The sequence below is a fragment of the Pseudomonas gessardii genome (genome assembly GCF_001983165.1).
Taxonomy (GTDB): Bacteria; Pseudomonadota; Gammaproteobacteria; order Pseudomonadales; family Pseudomonadaceae; genus Aquipseudomonas; species Aquipseudomonas gessardii.
Genome location: NZ_MNPU01000012.1, coordinates 88,668 through 103,334 on the forward strand (window position 1 = coordinate 88,668; position 14,667 = coordinate 103,334).

The 14,667-nt window shown below is 59.8% G+C and carries 11 protein-coding genes and 1 tRNA gene; 9 read left to right on the top strand and 3 right to left on the bottom strand.

Going from position 1 to position 14,667, the window contains the following annotated elements; all coding sequences use genetic code 11:
- Window positions 1–20: 20 nt before the first annotated feature.
- From BLL38_RS11155 to BLL38_RS11185, 7 genes are all read left to right on the top strand, one after another.
- Window positions 21–96: transfer RNA gene (locus tag BLL38_RS11155), tRNA-His, on the top strand.
- Between the two features lie 386 nt (window positions 97–482).
- Window positions 483–1,793, top strand: a complete 1,311-nt coding sequence (gene tig, locus BLL38_RS11160) for a trigger factor (protein WP_076962625.1) — start codon at window positions 483–485, stop codon at window positions 1,791–1,793.
- Between the two features lie 92 nt (window positions 1,794–1,885).
- The gene (gene clpP, locus BLL38_RS11165; RefSeq protein WP_029298421.1) at window positions 1,886–2,521 is read left to right on the top strand and encodes an ATP-dependent Clp endopeptidase proteolytic subunit ClpP; all 636 of its coding nucleotides are present in this window, start codon (window positions 1,886–1,888) and stop codon (window positions 2,519–2,521) included.
- A gap of 112 nt (window positions 2,522–2,633) precedes the next feature.
- Window positions 2,634–3,917, top strand: a complete 1,284-nt coding sequence (gene clpX / locus BLL38_RS11170; protein ID WP_076962626.1) for an ATP-dependent Clp protease ATP-binding subunit ClpX — start codon at window positions 2,634–2,636, stop codon at window positions 3,915–3,917.
- Window positions 3,918–4,077: 160 nt separating this feature from the next.
- The gene (gene lon / locus BLL38_RS11175; RefSeq protein WP_076962627.1) at window positions 4,078–6,474 is read left to right on the top strand and encodes an endopeptidase La; all 2,397 of its coding nucleotides are present in this window, start codon (window positions 4,078–4,080) and stop codon (window positions 6,472–6,474) included.
- Window positions 6,475–6,620: 146 nt separating this feature from the next.
- The gene (locus BLL38_RS11180) at window positions 6,621–6,893 is read left to right on the top strand and encodes an HU family DNA-binding protein (RefSeq protein WP_003174819.1); all 273 of its coding nucleotides are present in this window, start codon (window positions 6,621–6,623) and stop codon (window positions 6,891–6,893) included.
- Between the two features lie 229 nt (window positions 6,894–7,122).
- Window positions 7,123–8,994, top strand: coding sequence for a SurA N-terminal domain-containing protein (locus BLL38_RS11185; protein WP_076962628.1), 1,872 nt, complete (start codon window positions 7,123–7,125; stop codon window positions 8,992–8,994).
- 64 nt (window positions 8,995–9,058) lie between these two features.
- Here BLL38_RS11185 and BLL38_RS11190 read toward each other — a convergent pair whose 3' ends face one another.
- The gene (locus tag BLL38_RS11190) at window positions 9,059–10,234 is read right to left on the bottom strand and encodes an MFS transporter (protein WP_076962629.1); all 1,176 of its coding nucleotides are present in this window, start codon (window positions 10,232–10,234) and stop codon (window positions 9,059–9,061) included.
- A 126-nt stretch (window positions 10,235–10,360) separates the two neighbouring features.
- On the opposite strand from BLL38_RS11190, the gene BLL38_RS11195 reads away from it, so the two are divergent.
- Both BLL38_RS11195 and BLL38_RS11200 read left to right on the top strand, forming a co-directional pair.
- Window positions 10,361–11,305, top strand: coding sequence for a LysR family transcriptional regulator (locus BLL38_RS11195; protein WP_076962630.1), 945 nt, complete (start codon window positions 10,361–10,363; stop codon window positions 11,303–11,305).
- Window positions 11,306–11,349: 44 nt separating this feature from the next.
- Window positions 11,350–12,114, top strand: a complete 765-nt coding sequence (locus tag BLL38_RS11200) for a DUF2242 domain-containing protein (protein WP_076962631.1) — start codon at window positions 11,350–11,352, stop codon at window positions 12,112–12,114.
- 230 nt (window positions 12,115–12,344) lie between these two features.
- Here the strand turns inward: BLL38_RS11200 and BLL38_RS11205 are convergent, their stop codons facing one another.
- Window positions 12,345–13,385 (bottom strand): AraC family transcriptional regulator, encoded by a 1,041-nt coding sequence (locus tag BLL38_RS11205; protein WP_076962632.1) that lies wholly within the window; start codon window positions 13,383–13,385, stop codon window positions 12,345–12,347.
- A gap of 4 nt (window positions 13,386–13,389) precedes the next feature.
- A complete protein-coding gene (locus BLL38_RS11210) occupies window positions 13,390–14,520 on the bottom strand; it encodes a carbon-nitrogen hydrolase family protein (protein ID WP_076962633.1) in 1,131 nt (376 codons plus the stop codon).
- Window positions 14,521–14,667: the final 147 nt, after the last annotated feature.

Here is a 14,667-nt window from a genome sequence, read left to right on the forward strand (position 1 = left end):
CTTCTTTGTCACGCAATATGGTGGGCGTAGCTCAGTTGGTAGAGCACGGGATTGTGACTCCCGTTGTCGAGGGTTCGATCCCCTTCGTCCACCCCATATTCCGAAAGGCGCCAGATTTAACAGTCTGGCGCCTTTTTTGTTTTAGCGGTTTGCGGCTCCGGGTCGCAGGGGTAGGGCGTTTCGTCGTATTTTTGTTTCTCGATGATGCCGAACTACCCGCCGGCCTTGCGTGCAGGGTTGGCTGCCAGGGAGGAAGTTGCTGGTTTCTTCTATATATAGAAGGGGCGGCACAGAGCCCTGGCGTGATGGGCTGTATTTGTCACTGGGGCGAGGAGCATTCGTGCATTCGTACCTGTAAAATGCCTGCTGTTTTTTAACCCGTTTTCAGTAGGGTGACTTCTTGAGTTTGACCCACTAGAATGCATGCCCTTGATTCTTGGGTCGGAAACGGCCGGCTAACGTCTGTGCAACGAGGAATATCCATGCAAGTTTCTGTTGAAAATACTACTGCTATCGAGCGCCGCATGAGCATCACCGTGCCGGCAGAGCGCATCGAGACCGCGGTCAACAAGCGTCTGCAGCAGACTGCCCAGAAGGCCAAGATCGCTGGTTTCCGTCCAGGCAAAGTGCCGATGAGCGAAATCAAGCGCCGTTTTGGTGCTGACGCACGTCAAGATGCTGTAGGTGATGTGATCCAGGCTTCCTTCTACGAAGCCGTTGTCGAGCAAAAGCTGAACCCGGCAGGCTCGCCTTCGATCGAGCCCAAGTCCCTGGAAGCGGGCAAGGACCTGGAATACGTTGCCGTATTCGAGGTGTTCCCAGAGTTCACCGTGGCAGGCTTCGACGGTATCGAAATCGAGCGCCTGAGCGCCGAAGTGGCTGATGCCGACCTGGACAATATGCTGGAAATCCTGCGCAAGCAGAACACCCGTTTTGAAGTGGCCGATCGCGCTGCCCAGAACGAAGACCAGCTGAATATCGATTTCGTGGGCAAGGTTGACGGCGAAGTCTTCGCCGGTGGTTCGGCCAAGGGCACCCAGTTGGTACTGGGCTCCAACCGCATGATCCCGGGTTTTGAAGACGGTCTGGTTGGCGCTAAGGCCGGCGAAGAGCGCGTTCTGAACCTGACGTTCCCGGCGGACTACCAGAACCTGGACCTGGCTGGCAAAGCCGCCGAGTTCACCGTGACCGTCAACAGCGTTTCCGAGCCTAAGCTGCCAGAGCTGAACGAAGAGTTCTTCGCCCAGTTCGGTATCAAGGAAACCGGTATCGAAGGTTTCCGCACCGAAGTTCGCAAGAACATGGAGCGTGAGCTGCGCCAGGCCATCAAGTCCAAGGTCAAGAACCAGGTCATGGACGGTCTGCTGGCCGCCAACCCGATCGAAGTGCCCAAGGCCCTGCTGTCCAACGAAGTGGATCGCTTGCGCGTACAAGCTGTCCAGCAGTTCGGTGGCAACATCAAGCCTGATCAACTGCCGGCCGAGCTGTTTGAAGAGCAAGCCAAGCGCCGCGTCGTGCTGGGCCTGATCGTCGCGGAAGTGGTCAAGCAATTCGACCTCAAGCCAGACGAAGACCGCGTTCGCGAAATGATCCAGGAAATGGCTTCGGCCTACCAGGAGCCTGAGCAGGTCGTGGCTTGGTACTACAAGAATGACCAGCAGCTGAACGAAGTCCGTTCGGTTGTGCTGGAAGAGCAAGTTGTAGATACTGTTCTGCAGAAGGCTAAGGTGACCGACAAAGCGGTCTCTTACGAAGAAGCAGTCAAGCCGGCAGAAGCAGCACAAGCCGACTGATTGTCCAACTCGTTTGAAAATACACCCATAAGCCAGCCTCGCGCTGGCTTATGCGTATTCAAGACATGACTATTTGGGAGTAACTGCAGAGCATGTTCCGTAATTCGTATATTCAGCAGAACTCTGATATCCAGGCCGCAGGCGGCCTGGTCCCGATGGTTGTCGAGCAATCTGCTCGTGGCGAACGCGCCTATGACATCTACTCGCGCCTGCTCAAGGAGCGAGTGATCTTTCTGGTTGGTCCGGTAGAGGACTACATGGCCAACCTGATCTGTGCGCAACTGCTGTTCCTTGAAGCGGAAAACCCGGACAAGGACATCCATCTCTACATCAACTCCCCAGGCGGTTCGGTGACGGCGGGCATGTCGATCTACGACACCATGCAGTTCATCAAGCCGAACGTATCCACCACGTGCATCGGTCAGGCCTGCAGCATGGGGGCATTCCTGCTGACGGCGGGTGCCGAAGGCAAGCGTTTCTGCCTGCCCAACTCGCGTGTGATGATTCACCAGCCACTGGGCGGTTTCCAGGGCCAGGCGTCGGACATCGAGATCCACGCCAAGGAAATCCTGTTTATCCGCGAGCGTCTCAACACGCTGATGGCCAAGCACAGCGGGCACACCCTGGAAGAAATCGAGCGCGATACCAACCGTGACAACTTCATGAGTGCCGAAGCCGCGCGTGAATACGGGCTGATCGACGCCGTGATCGACAAGCGCCCCGCTTAATATAAGCAGCTCAAAATAGGGCTGGTCGGCATGTCCGACCACCGGCGGGCTTGAAAAAGCCCGCATAAGCCTTCATCTTGTGTTGCAAGCCTATCGGATTTGGATCGAACGAATGACTGACACCCGCAACGGCGAGGACAACGGCAAGCTGCTCTATTGCTCCTTCTGTGGCAAAAGCCAGCATGAAGTGCGCAAATTGATTGCCGGCCCCTCGGTCTTTATCTGCGACGAGTGCGTCGACCTGTGCAATGACATCATCCGTGAGGAGGTGCAGGAGGCACAGGCCGAGAGCAGCGCGCATAAATTGCCTTCGCCTAAAGAAATCAGCGGCATCCTTGACCAGTACGTGATTGGTCAAGAGCGTGCAAAGAAGGTTCTGGCCGTAGCGGTGTACAACCACTACAAGCGCTTGAACCAGCGTGACAAGAAAGGTGATGAGGTCGAACTCGGCAAGAGCAACATCCTGCTGATCGGTCCTACAGGCTCGGGTAAAACCCTGCTTGCAGAAACCCTCGCTCGCCTGCTGAACGTTCCGTTCACCATCGCCGACGCCACCACCCTCACCGAGGCGGGTTACGTAGGTGAAGATGTCGAGAACATCATTCAGAAACTGCTGCAGAAGTGCGACTACGACGTAGAGAAGGCCCAGATGGGTATTGTCTATATCGATGAAATCGACAAGATTTCGCGCAAGTCCGACAACCCGTCGATCACCCGGGATGTTTCCGGTGAAGGCGTGCAGCAAGCCCTGCTCAAGCTGATTGAAGGCACGGTCGCTTCCGTACCGCCTCAAGGCGGCCGTAAGCACCCGCAGCAGGAATTCCTGCAGGTTGATACGCGTAACATCCTGTTTATCTGTGGCGGTGCGTTCTCCGGCCTGGAAAAGGTTATTCAAAACCGTTCCACCCGTGGCGGCATCGGTTTCAGTGCAGAAGTGCGCAGCAAGGAAGAAGGCAAGAAGGTGGGCGAGTCCCTGCGTGAAGTCGAGCCTGACGATCTGGTCAAGTTCGGTCTGATCCCGGAATTCGTTGGCCGTCTGCCGGTCCTGGCCACGTTGGACGAGCTGGATGAAGCTGCGCTGATTCAGATCCTCACCGAGCCGAAAAACGCCCTGACCAAGCAATACGCCAAGCTGTTCGAGATGGAAGGCGTGGACCTTGAGTTCCGTTCTGACGCGCTCAAATCGGTGGCCAAGCGGGCACTGGAGCGCAAGACCGGTGCACGCGGTTTGCGTTCGATTCTCGAAGGCGTATTGCTCGACACCATGTACGAAATCCCCTCGCAGTCCGAGGTGAGTAAAGTGGTGATCGACGAAAGCGTTATCGAAGGTAAGTCCAAGCCACTGTATATCTACGAAAACAGTGAGCCGGCGGCCAAGGCTGCGCCAGACGCGTAAGCGTTTCGCCGTTTCGGTACAGACAAGGGGCCTCTAGGGGCCCCTTTGTTTTTCATGGAAATTTTTACTGTGTGTAACTGCCAGCATTGAGCTTGTTTTTTTTGCACGCAGCCCCCATCTTGGCTTCAAGCTTACTTTCATCTGTCATAGAGGCGAAATCATGAAGACAACCATTGAATTGCCTCTCCTGCCATTGCGCGATGTGGTTGTGTATCCGCACATGGTTATCCCGCTGTTCGTGGGGCGCGAGAAGTCTATCGAAGCCCTCGAGGCCGCGATGACGGGCGACAAGCAGATCCTGCTGTTGGCCCAGAGAAATCCGGCTGACGACGATCCAGGCGAAGACGCCCTGTATCGCGTCGGCACCGTTGCAACCGTCCTGCAATTGCTCAAGCTGCCGGATGGCACCGTCAAGGTGCTGGTCGAGGGCGAGCAGCGCGGTGCGGTCGAGCGCTTCATGGAGGTGGATGGCCACCTGCGTGCAGAAGTGGCGTTGATCGACGAAGTCGATGCGCCGGAGCGCGAGTCCGAAGTGTTTGTACGCAGCCTGCTGTCCCAGTTCGAGCAATACGTGCAACTGGGCAAGAAAGTCCCGGCTGAAGTCCTGTCCTCCCTCAACAGCATCGATGAGCCAAGCCGCCTGGTCGACACCATGGCCGCGCACATGGCGCTGAAGATCGAGCAGAAGCAGGACATCCTCGAAATCATCGACCTGTCGACCCGGGTCGAGCACGTCCTGGCCCTGCTGGATGCCGAGATTGACCTGTTGCAGGTCGAGAAGCGCATTCGCGGTCGCGTCAAGAAACAGATGGAGCGCAGCCAGCGCGAGTACTACCTGAATGAGCAGATGAAGGCCATTCAGAAAGAACTCGGCGACAGCGAAGAAGGCCACAATGAAATCGAAGAGCTGAAAAAGCGCATCGATGCCGCAGGCTTACCTAAAGACGCGCTGACCAAAGCCACTGCCGAGCTGAACAAACTCAAGCAAATGTCGCCGATGTCGGCCGAAGCCACCGTGGTTCGTTCCTACATCGACTGGCTGGTGCAGGTGCCGTGGAAGGCCCAGACCAAGGTGCGCCTGGACCTGGTGCGTGCCGAAGATATCCTCGACGCCGACCACTACGGCCTGGAAGAGGTCAAGGAACGTATCCTCGAATACCTCGCCGTGCAGAAGCGCGTGAAGAAGATCCGTGGCCCGGTGTTGTGCCTGGTCGGTCCTCCTGGCGTGGGTAAAACCTCGTTGGCCGAGTCGATCGCCAATGCCACCAACCGTAAATTCGTGCGCATGGCCTTGGGTGGCGTGCGTGATGAAGCGGAAATCCGTGGTCATCGCCGGACTTATATCGGCTCGATGCCAGGAAGATTGATTCAAAAGATGACAAAGGTTGGCGTGCGCAACCCGCTGTTCCTGCTCGATGAAATCGACAAAATGGGCAGCGACATGCGTGGCGATCCGGCATCGGCCCTGCTGGAAGTGCTCGACCCCGAGCAGAACCACAATTTCAACGACCATTACCTGGAAGTCGACTACGACCTGTCCGATGTAATGTTCCTGTGCACCTCCAACTCGATGAACATTCCACCCGCCCTGCTGGACCGGATGGAGGTGATTCGTCTGCCGGGCTACACCGAAGACGAAAAGATCAATATCGCCGTCAAATACCTCGCGCCCAAGCAGATTGCGGCCAATGGCCTGAAGAAGGGCGAGATCGAATTCGAGGTCGAGGCGATCCGCGACATCATTCGTTACTACACCCGCGAGGCCGGTGTACGGGGCCTTGAGCGCCAGTTGGCGAAGATCTGCCGCAAGGCGGTCAAGGAACATGCCCTGGAAAAACGCTTCTCGGTGAAGGTCACGGCCGATGACCTGGAACACTTCCTGGGCGTGCGTAAATTCCGCTACGGCCTGGCCGAGCAGCAGGATCAGGTCGGGCAGGTGACTGGCCTGGCGTGGACCCAGGTGGGCGGCGAATTGCTGACGATCGAGGCCGCGGTGATTCCGGGCAAGGGGCAACTGATCAAGACCGGTTCCCTGGGGGATGTGATGGTCGAGTCCATCACGGCCGCGCAGACCGTGGTGCGCAGTCGCGCCCGCAGCCTGGGGATCCCCCAGGACTTCCACCAGAAGCACGACACTCACATCCATATGCCGGAAGGGGCTACCCCCAAAGACGGCCCCAGCGCTGGCGTAGGCATGTGTACGGCCCTGGTTTCGGCCCTGACCGGCATCCCGGTGCGTGCCGATGTCGCCATGACCGGGGAGATCACCCTGCGTGGCCAGGTATTGGCCATTGGTGGCCTCAAGGAAAAACTGCTGGCCGCCCACCGTGGTGGCATAAAGATCGTGATCATTCCGGAAGAGAATGTCCGCGACTTGAAGGAAATTCCTGACAACATTAAGCAGGATCTGCAGATTAAACCGGTTAAATGGATTGACGAGGTCCTGCAAATTGCGCTGCAATACGCGCCGGAGCCCTTGCCGGATGTGGCTCCCGAGATAGTCGCGAAGGACGAAAAACGCGAGACAGACTCTAAGGAAAGAATTAGCACGCATTAATACGTTTAAGCCGGGTGGCTTCCTTGACAGCTTTTTAGAGCCCTTGTTATAAAGCGGCTCTTAAGTGTCTGTAGGCCATTCAGCACTGGTTTTTGCTTTCACCAAAAAACTTAGAATCATACTCAATAGATATAAGGGGACTTAGAGTGAACAAGTCGGAACTGATTGATGCTATCGCCGCATCTGCTGATATCCCGAAAGCCGCTGCTGGCCGTGCGCTGGACGCAGTAATCGAATCCGTCACTGGCGCTCTCAAGGCCGGCGACTCCGTGGTACTGGTAGGTTTCGGTACTTTCTCTGTGACCGATCGTCCAGCTCGCACTGGCCGTAACCCACAGACTGGCAAAGCACTGCAAATCGCTGCTGCCAAGAAACCAGGTTTCAAAGCCGGTAAAGCCCTGAAAGAAGCCGTTAACTAAGCTTCGCTCAAGCCTTTGCCTATCCGGGCTGGACGCAGGTCTGGCCTGGCAGCGGAGCGGCAACTGACCCAGGTATCCATTGGGTCGCGACGCCGGGGGGCGGGTTCAACACCCGTCCGTTCCGCCAGTTACGAGAAGGCGCATCCTCGGATGCGCCTTTCTTCTATCCGGATTCTACCCACGCTCCACGGTTGCCTAATTTTGAAGTTCAACCGTTTCTGGGGGACGCATGCTGCAGAATATCAGGGACAATTCACAAGGCTGGATTGCCAAGACCATTATCGGGCTCATCGTTGTATTGATGGCTTTCACCGGTATCGAGGCCATTTTCCAGGCGACGACCAACAGCCAGGACGCGGCCAAGGTCAATGGTGAAGAAATCAGTCAAAACGAGCTGAGCCAGGCTGTCGACTCGCAACGTCGGCAACTGATGCAACAACTGGGCAAGGACTTCGACGCGTCCTTGCTGGATGAAAAAATGCTGCGCGAAGCGGCCCTCAAGGGCCTGATCGACCGCAAGCTGCTGCTGCAAGGCGCGGCCGACTCGAAGTTCTCCTTCTCGGAAGCGGCCCTGGACCAAATGCTCCTGCAAATGCCGGAATTCCAGGTAGAGGGCAAGTTCAACGCTGAGCGTTTCGACCAGGCGATTCGTCAGGCGGGCTACAGCCGCATGCAATTCCGCCAGATGATGACGCAGCAAATGCTGATCGAGCAGTTGCGTTTGGGCATTGCCGGCAGCGGTTTCGTCACCGACCAGGAAGTGCTGAACTTCGCGCGTCTGGATAAACAGACCCGTGATTTTGCCACCGTCAGCATCAAGGCCGACCCGGCAGCGGTGAAGCTCACCGACGACGAGGTCAAGGCTTACTACGACCAGCGTGCCAAGGAGTTCATGACCCCGGACCAGGTCGTCATCGACTATCTGGAGCTGAAGAAGGCTTCGTTCTTTGACCAGGTAACGGTCAAGGACGATGAACTGCAGGCCCTGTACGAGAAAGAAACCGCCAACCTCGCTGAACAGCGTCGTGCCGCGCATATCCTGATCGAAGTCAGCGACAAGGTGACCGAGGCGCAGGCCAAGGCCAAGATCGAAGACGTCCAGGCGCGCCTGGCCAAGGGCGAAAGCTTCGAGGCCCTGGCCAAGGAGTTCTCCCAGGATCCAGGTTCGGCCAACAATGGCGGCGACCTGGGTTTTGCAGGCCCTGGCGTCTACGATCCGGAGTTTGAAACCGCCCTGTATGCCTTGAACAAGGATCAGGTCTCGGCACCGGTACGCTCCAGCTTCGGCTGGCACCTGATCAAGCTGTTGGGTGTTGAGGCGCCAGAAGTGCCTTCGTTCGCCAGCCTCAAAGACAAGCTGACCCGCGAGCTGAAGACCCAGCAAGTGGAGCAGCGCTTCGTCGAGGCGACCAAGCAACTGGAAGATGCGGCATTTGAGGCTTCCGACCTGGCCCAGCCGGCATCGGACCTGAAACTGACCGTGCACACCTCGGCGCCGTTTGGCCGTGAAGGTGGCGAAGGCATCACGGCCAATCGTGCGGTGATCCAGGCGGCTTTCAGCCCTGAAGTGCTGGATGAGGGTGCCAACAGCACTGCCATCGAGCTGGATCCGGAAACCATCGTGGTCCTGCGCGCCAAGGAGCACCGCAAGCCGGAGCAACTGCCACTGGACAGCGTGGCGACTGCCATCCGTGCCCAGTTGACCAAGGAGCGTGCAAGCGCTGCGGCGAAGGCCCACGCTGACGAGCTGATCGCCAACCTGCGCGATGGCAAGCTGGCGCTGGACAAGGCCGTTGATGGCCAGGCCTGGAAAGTCACCGAAGCCGCCACCCGTGGCCAGGAAGGCGTTGAGCCTGCCGTGCTGCAGGCCCTGTTCCGCATGGCCAAGCCGGCGGCGAAGGACAAACCGACCTTTACCGACGTGACCCTGCCGGATGGCAGCCTGATGATCGTGCGCTTGAACAGCGTCAACGAAGGTGCCGCACCAAGCGATGAAGAGAAGGAGCAATATCGTCGCTTCCTCGCCTCGCGGGTCGGCCAGCAAGACTTCGCAGCGTTCCGCAAGGAACTGGAAGCCAAGGCTGATATCAAGCGTTTCTGATCGTGTGATACCGCCTCAAAAAAAGACCCCGGCCTGAAAACCGGGGTCTTTTTTTGCCTGTGGGTCAGGTGCGGCGAAGCTGTAGGGTCGTGATCAACGCCAGCATGGCCAGGCCGGCAACGGTCCAGGGAAAGGACACCACGCCCCACCCTTGAAGCAACACGCCGCCCAGTAGGCCACCGCCGGCAATCCCCAGGTTCCACACCGTCACCAGCATCGACTGGGCGGCATCCGCCGAGTCACCGGCCGCCTTGGCCAGCGCGGTTTGCAGCAAGGCGGGCAGGCCGCCAAATGCCAGGCCCCAGACGGCGACTGACAGGTAGACGACCTCGGTAGCGGCGACCCACAGCCCCAGGGCCAATGCCGCAGCGGCAAACAGCGCGCAACTGAGCACCAGCAAGCCCTGCAGCAGGCGGTCGATCAACAGGCCGACGATCCAGATGCCCATCAGCGCGGCCAGGCCAAATACCAGCAGCACCTGGTCAATGTCGGCGCCAAGCCCGGCGGGCATCAGGAACGGCGCGATATAGGTGTACAGAATGTTATGCGCCAGCACGTAGGTAAAGGTCACCCAGAGCACCGGGCGCACCCCCGGCAAGTGCAATACCTGGCGCAAGCCCAGGCGCTGCTGCGCACGTTGCCCGGCAAAATCCGGCACCTGCCAGCGGACCCACACCAGTAGCAGCACGGTCAGCCCGCTCATGATCGCAAAGCTCAAGCGCCAGCCTACCGCCGTGCCAAGGAAGGTCCCGGCGGGCACCCCGAGGGACAGCGCCAGCGGCGCGCCCAGCATCGCCACGGCAATCGCCCGGCCCTGCAGGTGCGGCGCCACCATGCGGCTGGCATACCCCGCCAACAGTGCCCAGAGCAGGCCCGCGAACACCCCGGCCAACAACCGTGCGACCAGGGTCAGCCAATACACGCTTGATAGCGCCGTGACACTGTTGACCAGCGCAAAACCACCAATGGCCATCAGCAGCAAGGGGCGGCGGCGCCAACCACGGGTGGCGATGGTCAGCGGGATGGCGGCCAGCAATGAGCCCAGGGCATACAGCGTGACAAGCTGGCCCACCAGCGCTTCGGAAACGCCCAGGCCAGTACTCATCTGGGGCAGCAGGCCTGCGGGCATCGCCTCGGTGAGGATGGTGATGAAGCCAGCGGTGGCCAGCGCCAGCAAACCCGCCAGGGGCAATCGTTCGCGCTGGCTGGGCAGGCATTGCGGTGTACTGCAGTCATTCATGGGGCTCGGCTCCGTATTCAAGGCATCAGGACATCGGGGCAGAGTAGGGGGCTGAACCGCTCGGAAAAATAGGCTAAGGTTCCGAACTTATCGGACAGTGGTGTCCGTAATCAGCAGGAAGGGACAATGGATAGCCTGGGCAGTATGTCGGTGTTTGTGCAGGTCGCGGAGACCCGCAGCTTTACCCAGGCCGCTCGCTTGCTGGGTGTGTCGTCCTCGGCCGTGGGCAAAAGCATTGCGCGTATGGAGCAGCGCCTGGGGGTGCGGTTGTTTCACCGCAGCACCCGCAGTATTACGCTGACGGCCGAGGGTGCGCTGTTCCTTGAGCGTTCGCGGCGGATCCTGGCCGAGGTTGAAGCGGCTGAACGGGAGTTGACCGAAGCGGCGGCCACCCCCCGTGGTAAATTGCGCATCAGCTTGCCGCAGGTCAGGGGCCTGTTGATGCCGGTGCTGACCGAGTTTATGCGGGCCTATCCAGAGATTGAGTTGGACGTGGATTTTTCCGACCGCATGGTGGATGTGATCGAGGAAGGCTTCGACGCCGTGGTGCGCACCGGCAAGCCTGAGGATTCGCGGCTGTCGGCGCGGCTGCTGGGGCACTATCGATTGGTGCTGGTGGGATCGCCACAGTATTTCGCCCTACACGGCATACCAGCCTGTCCTGCGGAGCTCAACCATCATGCCTGCCTACGTCACAAGTTCTGCGCCACCGGCAAGCTGGAGAGCTGGCCGTTGCGCCATTTACCGGGTGAGCCCGAGCCGTTGCTGCGCGCACCGCTGGTCAGCACGACCATCGAGTCGCTAAAGCATGTGGTGCACGAAGGCCTGGGGATCGCCTGCCTGCCGGACTTCATGGTCCGCGAATCCGTCGAGCAGGGCCGCTTGCAGCGGGTGCTGGACGATTACCTGGAGCATCGCGGCAGTTTCTGGATGCTCTGGCCGTCGAGCCGGCATGCCTCGGCCAAACTGCGGGTGTTTATCGATCATATGAGCGCCAGGCTTTTTCCTGCGCCGCGCGTCGAGCCGGCCGGTGACGTTTTACCGACAGGAATCCGCGCGCGCACCCGGTGATCTGTTGCACAATACCGCCCTGACCGTTTTCCCCAGGATGATCAATGTCAACTTCATTTCACTTGCGTGGCCTTGTGCTTGCGCTGGTGCTGGCAGGCGCCACGGGCTGCTCGTCGCCCAAGACCGCTATCTACGAACATGAGAATTTCGACGACTCCGGTACGTTTTCGCGCAATTACCCGGTCAGCGATGTCGCGGCCTGCGAAGCGGCACGCCGGGCGTTGCTCAGCCAGGGCTACATCATCACCAGCAGCGACCCGAAGCTGGTCAGTGGTAACAAAAGCTTCCAGCAGACCGGTGAGACCCATCTGCAGATCAGTTTCAACGTGGTGTGTGCCGAAGACGGCAGCGGTGAGCATCATGCGACGATGTTTGCCAACGCCCTGCAGGATCGCTACGCGCTGAAGAAGGTCAACAACTCCGCCAGCCTGGGAGTGGGGGTGCTTGGCTCGGTGTCGATGCCGATCGGCTCCACCGACGACTCGATGGTCAAGGTGGCCAGCGAGACAGTGACTTCGCCGAAGTTCTATGACCGCTACTTTGCCTTGGTCGATGTGTTTCTACCCCAGGAGAAACCTGCAGCACCGCTGCCTGAAGCGCCCAAGGCAGAATTGGGCGTGCCGGAGCCGAAGGCAGCAGAGCCTGTGGCACCGGCAGCCCCGGTAGCCGAACCCGAGGCTTCGCAGCCACTGGCACCTCCTCCTGATGCCGCGCCGATTGCTCCAGAGCAACCTGCCGTGCCGGTGCAAGCCCCACCCGCCTTGCCGGCCCCGACCGAGGCGATCCCAGCGCTGCCGTCACCGCCATAAATTCCCACGGCGCTACTACGTTTACTCCTTAGGTGCAGGAACACATCTTGACGCATACATTTTTCCGTCATGAAGGCACTTTAGGCTGGTGATGCGGGTCACTATGCAGCCACTCACCTCAAATAAGGAGTCGACGATGGACGATTACCAGGAAGAACTGCTGGAACTCCAGGCCTTTGAACTGGACCCTCTGGACCCGGCCGACGACGCCACCGAGCTGTAGGCCGGCGTCAGGCGAAATGCCGCTGGCTGCGGCGAAATTCCCCTGGGGTCTGGCTGTTCCAGCGCTTGAAGGCCCGCTGGAAGGCTTGCGCTGAGGCAAAACCGAGCAAATAGGCAATTTCCCCAAACGCCAGTTCCGTATCGCGAATGTAGGTCATGGCCAGGTCGCGGCGGGTGTCGTTGAGTATGGCGCGATATTGCGTGCCTTCCTCGGCCAGTTTACGGCGCAAGGTCCAGGTCGGCAGCTTCAGGCGCGCCGCCACTTCTTCCAGGTCGGGTTCCCGGCCGCCATTGAGCATCGGCCCCAGCAACCGTGTGATGCGCTCGCGCAGGCTGCGGGTGCGGGTCAGTTGTTCCAGTTCTCGTTCACACACCTGCAACAGCATGTGCCAGGTACTGGGGCAGTGTTGCGGGTTGCGCAGGCCCAGGCTGTGCTGGCTCAGGCGCAGTTGATTGAGTTCGGCGCCGAACTGGATCGGGCAGTCGCCCAGTACGCTGTAGCGGGCGCTGTAGTCCGGGGCGGCGAATTCGATTTCGATACGCTCGGCCAACACCGGCTGCTGGCACAAGGTCGCCATCTGCTGCAGCCAGCCAGCCAGGATCGAGTCCACCACAAAGCGGTTATAGGCGTTGTACGGGCTGATGGAATAGAAACGCAGCCAGGCGCCCCGGGCGTCTTCATGAAAGCTCGACTGGCCACGGTAGTTGGCGCCGTACAGGGCCTCGAAGCGCGTCAGGGTACGCGCCGCTTCACGCACGTTGGGCGCCTGGGCGGCGGTGACGCCGGCCAGGCCCAGTTGATTCATGCGGCTCAATTGGCCCATGCGCAGGCCCAGGCCGGGGTCGCCGGTCAGTTGGATGGCCGCATGGCCCAGGCGCATATAGCGTGGGATCGACAGGCGCGCGCCGGGCTCACTCAAGCGCGCTGGGTCCAGGCCGTACTGCAACAGCAGCGGCTGTGGGTCCAGGCCATGGCTGAGGATGGCGTCGGCCAGGGTGTGCACGATGCCCACCGATAAGTCCCCGAGGCGCATCGGTGCCGGTTTCATGGGCTTACAGCCACACGTTCAGCAGGCGCGCACCACGCGCGTTGCTGTCGGCGAAGACTTGGCCCTGGGCACTGAGAAAGCTCTGGCCGCTGGTGCCCTGGTCCCAGAATTGCCCGCGCATGAATACGCTCATGCCCGCACCCGCGAGGCTGATGGGCACCTGGCTGATCAGGCTCAGGCGATGCCAGGCTTCGCCTTCGCTGAGCTCTTCGGGCTTGAGGCTGACTTCCGGGGGCGTGGACACACTTTTGAAGCCGCGCCACGGCTTGTCCCAGGTGTCGCGGCCAATCACCAGTGCCGGCACCGCCACCACTTGCGCGCCTTGTTCGTTGAGCTTGCGGTAGTTGTCGGGGTACCAGCTGTCGCTGCCAATCAGAATGCCCAGGCGCCCGGCCGGGGTGTCGATCACGCTGATCGCGTTTTCGTCGCCCGGGGCGATAAAACCGCGCTCATCGAAGATCGGGTAGAGCTGGCGCTGGGGTTGACCCAGGGGCAGGCCATCGCGGTCGAACACCAGGCTAGTGTTGTACAGCGCGCCATGGCCGACCTGCAGTTGACCCTGGCTGATGCTTGGGTTGGGCAGGGCGATGGAGCCGGCGACCAGGGTCACCCCGAACTCCTTGGCCAGGCCGCCAAACAGCACCTGGTAATCACGGGCCATGGCCGGCGCTTTCATGCGCAGGTAGGCATCGTCCAGGCGGTTGTCGCCCTGGGCACTGATCAGTGCGCGCAGGAACGGCAACGGGTTGCTCACCGACAGCCAGTTCATCGCCTCTTTAAAGGTGGTGGCCTGATACAGCTGGTTTTTTTCACCACTGATCATCAACCAGGTGCCGACATGTTCCGGCAGGACCACGATGGTTTTGTCGTTGAGCAGGCCCAGGTCCCGGGCATTGCGCAGGTAGGCCGAGAGTTTGAGGTGCAGGCGCTCCAGGCTCTGGTAGTCGGCGGGGAACAGTTCCGGCTGGATGCCCAGCAGGTTGCCGTGATCGGCGGGAGTGCCCTGGTTCACGGCCAGGTTGATCCGCAGGTCCGACAGGTAATGCCCCACGGGGCGCTCCTGGGTCCAGACCAGATAGGCGGAAACGGCGGCGACCAGGGCCATGGTGAGGGTCAAGGCAAGTAATTTACGCATGGGGGAACAGACAACAGGCCGTGTGCAGGGTTCGACCCTAGGGTAGGGCCCGTCGCCACACTTGCCAAGGGGCGCTGCGCATTTGGATCAATAACTTGTCAGTTTCAGTCATTGAGCGCTAGGGGTATGGCTCTTAGTCTGTGGGAC

Coding starts and splice junctions, on each gene's coding strand:
- tig (WP_076962625.1), top strand. CDS start 483: ATGCAAGTTTCTGTTGAAAATACTACTGCTATCGAGCGCCGCATGAGC.
- clpP (WP_029298421.1), top strand. CDS start 1,886: ATGTTCCGTAATTCGTATATTCAGCAGAACTCTGATATCCAGGCCGCA.
- clpX (WP_076962626.1), top strand. CDS start 2,634: ATGACTGACACCCGCAACGGCGAGGACAACGGCAAGCTGCTCTATTGC.
- lon (WP_076962627.1), top strand. CDS start 4,078: ATGAAGACAACCATTGAATTGCCTCTCCTGCCATTGCGCGATGTGGTT.
- BLL38_RS11185 (WP_076962628.1), top strand. CDS start 7,123: ATGCTGCAGAATATCAGGGACAATTCACAAGGCTGGATTGCCAAGACC.
- BLL38_RS11190 (WP_076962629.1), bottom strand. CDS start 10,234: ATGAATGACTGCAGTACACCGCAATGCCTGCCCAGCCAGCGCGAACGA.
- BLL38_RS11195 (WP_076962630.1), top strand. CDS start 10,361: ATGGATAGCCTGGGCAGTATGTCGGTGTTTGTGCAGGTCGCGGAGACC.
- BLL38_RS11200 (WP_076962631.1), top strand. CDS start 11,350: ATGTCAACTTCATTTCACTTGCGTGGCCTTGTGCTTGCGCTGGTGCTG.
- BLL38_RS11205 (WP_076962632.1), bottom strand. CDS start 13,385: ATGAAACCGGCACCGATGCGCCTCGGGGACTTATCGGTGGGCATCGTG.
- BLL38_RS11210 (WP_076962633.1), bottom strand. CDS start 14,520: ATGCGTAAATTACTTGCCTTGACCCTCACCATGGCCCTGGTCGCCGCC.